Here is a 6662-nt window from a genome sequence, read left to right on the forward strand (position 1 = left end):
TCAGGTCAGGCGGCTCGACGAACCTCGAGCGCGGCATTGTCGTTGGCGGTGCGCTTGGCGCCGTCGCCGTAGGTGTCATCGATCCAGCGCAGGAACCGGCCGAGCAGGTTCGGCTGTACGGTCACCGGCGGCGCGACAGGCACGATCACGGGGGTCGCTACGATGGACGCCAGCACCAAGGGGACGGGGGCGGCCACCGCGATCGGCTTCTGTGCTGTCGTCGCCCGCGGCATCGCGGACGAGTAGGCGGTGACGAACTGTTGGGCCTCGGCCTGCCGGCGCGTGATGATCGCTGCGGGCTTCTTCCACATTAGGATCGCGTCGTAGGCGCCCGCCGTGTCGCCCGCGTTGATGCGCTTGAGGAAGGTCGAGCCCGCGAAGGCGCCGGGCCCGATGTTGTAGCAAACCGACACCAGAGCATCGAAGGCGTTCTGGCTGACGGCCACCTTCAGGCCCTTGCGGACGGCCGCCACGTAGGACTGGACATCGCGTTCGAAGATCGCGTCGCACTGCGCCGACGTGATGATCAGACCCGAGGTGACCAGCGGCGCACCGGCCGCCGAGGTGTGCCCGATCCCGATGGTCCAGATCCCCACCGAATCCTTGTAGGCCTTCAGCTTGCGACCCTCACGGGCAATCAGCACGGCTTCGCCGATGGGCGAGAGGTCCATGGTTCATCTCCAGAGTTTGGGTAGAGGTCGAGGCTCAGGCCGGTGGGCGCGGCAAGCGCGCTAGGGAATTGAGCAGGCCCCGTTCACGACGAGCCTTGCTCCGTTCGCGCCGGGATATGAATTGTCGTAATTCAAGATTTGCACGGAGTTGTTGGTAGAAGAAATAAAACCGTTGAGAGCTTTTCCGGTCAATCCGTCTCACCCGTTAAGTACACAGTCAATGGCAGACACAGCAGACGGCAGAGCTGCCAAAACATCGATACCACAAGTTCCATTCGTGGTGATTGTTACGATTGCAAAGCTCGAGATGCCGCGGACGCCCCAGGTGCCACCAACCGTTGCGTTTCCTGTAGCGCGCAAAATCGAATGGCACTGCGCGCAAGATCAAATGTCATCATCTCGCCTTCCTGATCAGAGTGCCTGGTAACACTGTGCGGCGGCCACACAGACGAACACAGCGTGGCCGGCGCTCGGGATCAAGGCCGCCGCGTTGATGGTCATCGCCTCGATCCGGGCTCCCGATGTGGGGTAGACGTTCAGCGCCGCTCCGGATCGATTGAACACCTCCTGCCGCTCGCCGATCTTGTTGCGCAGGACGATACCGCCCGTCCCGGACGTGACGATCGTGATGCCGGAGACAATCGCCGTCGCGGTGGCCTGTGTCGTCCCAGCCGCCGCGAGGGACGGTGACACGGAAGGAAGCACGGCGCCGGCGACCGTAGCATCGCCCGCAACCGTCGCGGTGGCCGCGGCGAGGCCGGTAAAGGCGCCTGGGGAAGGGGCGGTGGCACCGATGGCGGTCCCGTCGATCGAACCGCCCGATACCGCCACCTTCGGCATCTGTACGAGGCCATCCGACCGACGGATCAGCAGCGGGATGCCGGTGTAAGCCCCAACGTTGTCGAATGCCGCAATCGCGAAATCCGAGCCAGAATTGCTGGACCCGTCCACCGTGGCCGTCTTGCCGATCTGCCAGCGCACCGACCCATCGGTCATCAGGTTATAGCCGCGCGATGACCCGTTCGCCCCGCTCAGGCTCCAGTCTGCGTTGACGAGGACATCGCTGGCGCGCAGGTTGATTGCCTTAAGCGTCGTCACCCCCGATACCGTCGAGGTAATGTCCCAAGCCCTCGTGCCGGCCTGGGAATACCACGTCAGCGAGACGTTGGGCGGCAGCGAGGCGAACGGAGCGACGCGGCCCGCGAGGGTATCCAACGCGAGGACGCCGACGTTGAAGCCGTTTCGGGCCGGAGCGCCGTTATTGACCATGTCGAAGTAGGCCGAGATTGGGTTTGGCGTGCGGAAGATCGAGCGGTTCAGCCCCTGCGGATCAGGGCCGATCCCGGCATCCACCCGATAGTTTACGACGCGGTTGATCGGATTGACGTTCCAGGGGTCCACGTCGGCCGTGGCTTGAAACGACGCGATCGAGTTCTCGACGGCGAGATGTCCGCCGATCGTCCCCGGTCGTAGGATCGCTTGATGGTACAGCCCCCAGGATGGCTTCCCACGCGGAAACGCAGTGGTCGCCGGGTTGACGTCCACATCAATGAGAATCTGACCGCCGTAGAGCGCCTTGAGGCCGGTGTTCTCGTCCGACATCCTGCCGCCGACCGAGAAGCCCATGCCGCCAAGCGGGTTGATGATCTGAAGCGCGGAGACCTGTCCATAGTCTGCGCCGCCCGAGCCGACTTGACTGAGCCATGTGCCGCGCCCTTGCGCTGCGGCTCCTATGTAGACGTTCTGAGCCCCGAGCGTGTTGGTCAGGACATGGGCGTTCAGGTCCCAGCGATCCAAGCCGAAGCGGACGGGGGCATTTTCATATGCGGCGTAGGCCGGCTCCGTCATTGTGACGGTGTTGCCCAAAATCGCCGCGACCTGCGTATCGAAGGGTACGCCACCATCGACGATGATGGGGTCGCCGATATTCACGCCCACGGTGCTGGAAACGATCATGCTCGTCGAACCCAAGGAGGCCGAGCCGGTCGTGGCGATGGCGTTGGATGCGTAGGGCTGGATGCTGGCTCCGAACCGTGCGGGTCCGGTAAACGTTCCGCCGGCTGTCGAAGCCTTGCCGGCGAGGGCGGCCGGCAGCAAAGGACCGCCCGGTCCGAGCACGAGACCGGACGCGTCGCCATCCACCACGGCCTTCCGTCCGCCAGGTGAGGCGCTCAAGAGGTCGAACGATCCGATCGAGCCGTCGACGTTCTTGAAGAAGCCCTTCCGATCGGCACGATTGATCGCGATCTCGCCATTGGTCAGTGTCGTGACGGTTCGGCCAGGGACAGGGGTGCTCTGGAGGTCGAAGGCGCGGGCGGGAGCGACGAGCGTGAGCGTCAGAGCCAGGAGTGCGGCAAGGCGGTGCATCATGGTCAAATCCTCAGAACTCGGGCTTGTTGAGCATGTCGACCAGCGTTCCGGCCAAGTTGGCCCAAACGCTCGTCGTGCCCGTTGCGGAATTGGTCCAGACCGTCCATTCGCCCTGCGCGATGTCTGCGGAGGTCGGATTACGGCTCTGGGTGGGAATTTTTCGGGTTGCCAGGGGGATGCCCCCCGGTGTGGTGCCGTCGTGAACCCGAAGGGTTTGCCCATCGGCGATAACCTCACGTGCTGGGCCGACGTAGGCTTTGATCGCGGCCGCGGTTTGTAGGTCGGAAGCGCCGAGCCCGGCGAGTTGGCGGGGCTGACGGGCCATCAGGCGTTCCAATCATTTGAGGGGGACGGATTGCTGTCGACGTTGAAATCGAAAACGCTGGCGCCGACGAGGGCGGCGTAGGTGCGCGCATCCGAAGCGGCGATCTGAGCCGCGACGCGCTGGCCGTCAGCCGCGACCTGTGCGGCAGAGGCGGCATCGCGTGCGGCCTGGGCCTCGGTACGCGCGCCGGTCGAAATGGCTTTGTCCGTGGCCACCTGGACTTGCGCTGTGGCGACGGCTTGGCGGGAAACCTCGACTTGGGCAGCGCCGGTATCGACCGCCTGACGATCCGCCTGCGCGCTGGTTGCACTCCCACGGGCCGCCGCGGCAGAGGCTACGGCGGCATCCCGAGCAGCCTGAAGCTCGGGGGTTATCTCAGAGGTGATCGGCTTGCCATCGACGGGCCAGGCCTCGCCTGCCTTCGGCCCATAGAGCGTCCGGACTTCAGCCGAGCTATCGATCCAATAGTCGCCGTCCTCGCCGTCCAACGCGGTAGGCGGCCCGTTCCCGGTGAGGAATCCGGCGCCGCGTCGCCCCACCTGGCCGGCGACCGCGACGGGAGTGACGATCGGCTGGCGTCCGGCACCGAAGGTCACCCCGGCCCTGTCCGCCACAAACTCGCGGATCTCTGCCGGGTCGCCGTACCGGAGCCGGACCGGCACCAGTAGCCGCCTTGCGCCTCCCACCACCTCCAGGATGTCGGCGGTCAGTTCCCCGCGCGGGAAATGCGCCTGCGCGTAGGCGCTCGAGACCCGATGCACGAAGGTGTTGCGGATCGTCTGATCGCCACTGCCGTCCGTAGGTGGGACCAGCGACAGGCCGTCGTCGAAGGTGAGCACCTTCACCGGCGCCACCGGTTGGCCGACGCCCTGTGACGTGATGGCCGGTGTCACCCAAGCCTCGAAAACCCGACCGGCCACCGACAACGGCAGGCCCTGGGCATCGTAGAACGGAATCTCCCAATAGGGATCCGTCTGGGTCGAGATCACAAAACTCGGCAGGCCGGCCATGGTAGCTCCATGCTCTCCAGCCGATCGGGCGCGGCGGGCCCTGAGCGGGCGCCACTACGTTCGGATCGTTCTGACAGGGACGGTGTTGTGAGGGGCCGCGCGAGGCGACGAGCGTTTTACTGCAGGGGGCAGGCGGGCGAGGTATTCCCGGCAGCGCCCGGTTCGCCGGGCGGGCTGGCCGCGATGATAACGGCGTTGAGACGCTCGACCTCTGCGACATGCGCCCTGAGAAGATCGAGCGCCTCTGCCTTCTCGCCTGCGAGGAGGGAGCACCGGGTAAGCGCTTGGTCGCGTTGGCGCTCCAACTCGGCGATGCGGCCATTCATCTCGACGATCGTAATGGGCTTTTGGGTGAGGGCTGGAGCGTCGCTCACGAGGCGGCTCCATCCCGCTTGGTGAGGTTGGTGGTCTGGGCCTGGAACGTCATCAGAGCGCCGGAGGCGTGAAGCATGCGGACCGTCGTGTACGGGCTCGGCTTCGGATCGTCATAGAGAACGATCGCCACGTCTCCGACGCCCATCTCGGGCGGCAGGCCGGCTCGGGCGACGTTGACCAGATCGCCGGGCTTGAAGGCCGCGCCGTCAGCGGATTCGTAGCTCTCGGACAGGAACGCGGCGATATCGTCCGGGGTGTCGAGCGTGCGCTGAGAAGTGATGTTGACCGTGACCATGATGGCTCTCCTTCATGCTCGCGGCGTGACGGCAGCGAGGTGAATTTCGTTGATGAGGACTGAAGAAGCGGCGTTGCCATTGCCCGCATAGGAGTAGCGGAAGCGCGCCGTGTGGTTGCCGGCCGCGAGGTAAATCACCGCCGTGGCCTGGAACGGGATCGTGCCGGAATTCGCCTGCGCGACGATGCTGCCGCCGCGGAATGTAAGCTGGCCGACGTCGGTACCATCGATCTCGAGGATGAGGGCGCTTACCTGCCCATTGCCGGAGACGGTCAGCTTTCCATAGAGCGAGATGATAGTCGGATACTGGCCGTTGTCTGAGTAGACATTGGCGACCATGTTGGCGTCCAGAATATTATTTGCAGTATTTGCCCCGGAAATTAGAGTGTAGTTTGCAGCATCGAACCGTGCTGGACTGTTTGCGACCCCAACCGGCACGTTCGGTGCGGTGAGAACAAGGTTGGGCACCCGTAGTGTGAACCCATCGAAAGACAGCAACGGGATGCTCGACCCATTGTTCGTGATGAAGAAGGCGTTGGCGTCGATGACGAACCGGCTACTGCCATCGTTGAGCAGATCGAGATAGTATCCGGCCCCGTAGGTCTGTCCTCCGCGCTGCGTGGCGAGGAGCGCCTGGATACGAGCCGATACGCCGCTCGGACCTGACACCGCCTGCATCGAAAAACGACCTACAGCGGTGCCGACGTCGCTGCGCGCATACAGGTCGTTGGCGTAGGAGACCAGCACGCCATCCGTGTTGGAGAGAGCCTGCGTGGTCGCCAGGAAATAGGCCCGGTCGTTATTGGTCTGAGCGACAAGCGCATCGGTGCGGGTGGCCTGCGCGCTATCGCCGGTGGATCTGGCGCTTTGCTCCGAAACAATCGCCGCGGAGTTTCCGCCGACCGAGGCCGACAGGGAGGTGATGCGATCACTCAACGCCCCTTCGGCATTGGTCCTCACCGTCACCTGATCAAGGAAGTAAGCCCGGTCGCTGTTGGTCTGGACGATAAGGGCATCGGTTCGGCTCGCCTGTGCGGTGTCACCGTCGACCCTGGCCGTGCGCTCAGTGATGACTGCCGCCTCGGTAGAGCCAACGCGAACCACCACGGCGCTGATGTCGGAGGCAAGGCCGCTGTCGGCCGTCAGTCGAGTCTGGCTCTCGCTGTAGATCGCCGCGACATTGGCATCGCCCACGGCAGCGGCAGCCAGGACGCGAGCGAGCAGGTCCGCGGCCTTGGCGCTGGCGGTGGCCTCCACCTCCAGGATGTGGTCAACCCGCGCCTTCACGTCCGCGCTGAAATCAGCGTAGTCGATGGGCGGAAGTTCGGTGTTGAGCGCCGCGCGCGGCAGCGCCAGTTCGGTTAGGAAGTACGGACCGGGCAGGCCGCCTGCGCCGAACGCGCGGGCCCGCAGGACGACCAGGGTCGGATCGACCGGGTTGAGGTCTATCGAGCCGGTGACCGGCGCATCAGGCCGCGTATCGAACCGGTTGCCGTCATCGTAGGACAGCCCGACCTCGAAGCGCACGGCGCCTCGGCCCGGCAGGATCGTATAGTCACAGCGGAAGCCGGCCGCGACCGGCGTGGCATTGGCGGTGAGCGCCACGATCCGCGGGC

The 6662-nt window shown here is 64.9% G+C and carries 6 protein-coding genes and 1 pseudogene; all 7 read right to left on the minus strand.

Annotated elements, in window-relative coordinates; translation table 11 throughout:
* Window positions 1-5: 5 nt before the first annotated feature.
* Complete coding sequence (locus tag G3T14_RS19585) at window positions 6-671, minus strand: lysozyme (RefSeq protein WP_163644221.1); 666 nt, start codon at window positions 669-671, stop codon at window positions 6-8.
* A 411-nt stretch (window positions 672-1082) separates the two neighbouring features.
* Window positions 1083-3041, minus strand: coding sequence for a hypothetical protein (locus G3T14_RS19590; protein WP_163644222.1), 1959 nt, complete (start codon window positions 3039-3041; stop codon window positions 1083-1085).
* A 10-nt stretch (window positions 3042-3051) separates the two neighbouring features.
* Window positions 3052-3366 (minus strand): hypothetical protein, encoded by a 315-nt coding sequence (locus G3T14_RS19595; RefSeq protein ID WP_163644223.1) that lies wholly within the window; start codon window positions 3364-3366, stop codon window positions 3052-3054.
* Window positions 3366-4376: a hypothetical protein gene (locus G3T14_RS19600; protein WP_163644224.1), complete on the minus strand. Its 1011-nt coding sequence runs from the start codon at window positions 4374-4376 to the stop codon at window positions 3366-3368. The genes G3T14_RS19595 and G3T14_RS19600 overlap by 1 nt, the downstream gene beginning before the upstream one ends.
* A 116-nt stretch (window positions 4377-4492) precedes the next feature.
* The gene (locus G3T14_RS19605; RefSeq protein WP_163644225.1) at window positions 4493-4750 is read right to left on the minus strand and encodes a hypothetical protein; all 258 of its coding nucleotides are present in this window, start codon (window positions 4748-4750) and stop codon (window positions 4493-4495) included.
* Window positions 4747-5046 (minus strand): hypothetical protein, encoded by a 300-nt coding sequence (locus G3T14_RS19610; RefSeq protein WP_163644226.1) that lies wholly within the window; start codon window positions 5044-5046, stop codon window positions 4747-4749. Before G3T14_RS19610 ends, G3T14_RS19605 begins: the two co-directional genes overlap by 4 nt.
* 12 nt (window positions 5047-5058) lie before the next feature.
* Window positions 5059-6662 (minus strand): annotated as a pseudogene (locus G3T14_RS19615) (phage tail protein); the annotation flags it as partial.

The sequence above is a fragment of the Methylobacterium sp. BTF04 genome (assembly GCF_010692745.1).
Lineage (GTDB): Bacteria > Pseudomonadota > Alphaproteobacteria > Rhizobiales > Beijerinckiaceae > Methylobacterium.

Bases quoted from the DNA above. Each gene is read 5' to 3' on its own strand.
- G3T14_RS19585 (WP_163644221.1), bottom strand. From the start codon at position 671: ATGGACCTCTCGCCCATCGGCGAAGCCGTGCTGATTGCCCGTGAGGGT.
- G3T14_RS19590 (WP_163644222.1), bottom strand. From the start codon at position 3,041: ATGATGCACCGCCTTGCCGCACTCCTGGCTCTGACGCTCACGCTCGTC.
- G3T14_RS19595 (WP_163644223.1), bottom strand. From the start codon at position 3,366: ATGGCCCGTCAGCCCCGCCAACTCGCCGGGCTCGGCGCTTCCGACCTA.
- G3T14_RS19600 (WP_163644224.1), bottom strand. From the start codon at position 4,376: ATGGCCGGCCTGCCGAGTTTTGTGATCTCGACCCAGACGGATCCCTAT.
- G3T14_RS19610 (WP_163644226.1), bottom strand. From the start codon at position 5,046: ATGGTCACGGTCAACATCACTTCTCAGCGCACGCTCGACACCCCGGAC.